At 58.9% G+C, this 910-nt stretch carries 2 protein-coding genes; both read left to right on the top strand.

Annotated elements, in window-relative coordinates; all coding sequences use genetic code 11:
* Positions 1 to 424 (top strand): LLM class oxidoreductase (locus LB462_RS30920; protein ID WP_224515949.1); only part of this gene is annotated, 424 nt, incomplete at its 5' end.
* On the top strand, positions 421 to 910 hold a 490-nt coding region (locus LB462_RS30925), incomplete at its 3' end, for an FAD-dependent oxidoreductase (RefSeq protein ID WP_224515951.1). The genes LB462_RS30920 and LB462_RS30925, both read left to right, overlap by 4 nt.

Below are 910 nucleotides of genomic sequence, written 5' to 3' on the forward strand. Positions count from 1 at the left end.
GCTCATCAGCAAGCTTGACGACGATACAATCGCCGCGGCGCAGAAAGTCTTTGCCCGAATGGATTCGGTCGGCCAGTTTCGCATGAGCCGATTGCATGGCGGGCGCCGTGACCAGCTCGAAGTCAGTCCCAATCTTTGGGCCGGTGTCGGGCTGGTCCGCGGTGGCGCCGGCACAGCACTCGTTGGCGACGCAGCTACAGTGGCCGAGCGCATGGACGAATACCGCCGGATTGGCATCGACACCTTTATCCTGTCAGGATACCCTCATCTGGAAGAGGCCTATCGTTTCGGTGAGCTGGTGCTTCCAAATTTGCCACTGGATCATGAAATTCGATCCAGTTCGACATCGGTCAATATGGGACCCTTTGGTGAAACGGTCGCCGGGGACCATCGCCCGGCAAGCTTGAGGGCAAGCCAATCGTGACAGCAGTCGTCGTTGCAATCATCGGCGGCGGTTTTTCCGGAACCGCCATCGCCTATCATCTCGCGGCACAGACAGGGCGCAGTGATATCGAGATAGTCGTCATTGAACCGAGGGAACAGCTTGGCGGTGGTTTGGCCTATTCAAGCAAGGATCCGGCCCACCGGATCAACGTACCAGCAGCCAAGATGACGATGGTCTCGGCGGAGCCCGAGCATTTTACCCGGTGGCTCGCAAACGATGTGGCCAGTGCAAGAGATGTTCTGGCGCGGACGGCGAAGGGCGATGAATTCCCGCAGCGTTCGGTATTCGGGCGCTATGTTCAAAATCATGTCGAGCCTTTCCTCGAGACGGGCCGTATTCGGCACGAGCGTGCAACGGCACTGAGCATCACATCTGTCGGTGAACGCTATTCGATTGCTATGAGCGGCGAAAGCAATGTGGCCGCCGACATTGTCGTCGTCGCCACCACCCACCCGCTCCCCTCCG

Source organism: Phyllobacterium chamaecytisi (genome assembly GCF_020164455.1).
GTDB lineage: Bacteria > Pseudomonadota > Alphaproteobacteria > Rhizobiales > Rhizobiaceae > Phyllobacterium > Phyllobacterium chamaecytisi.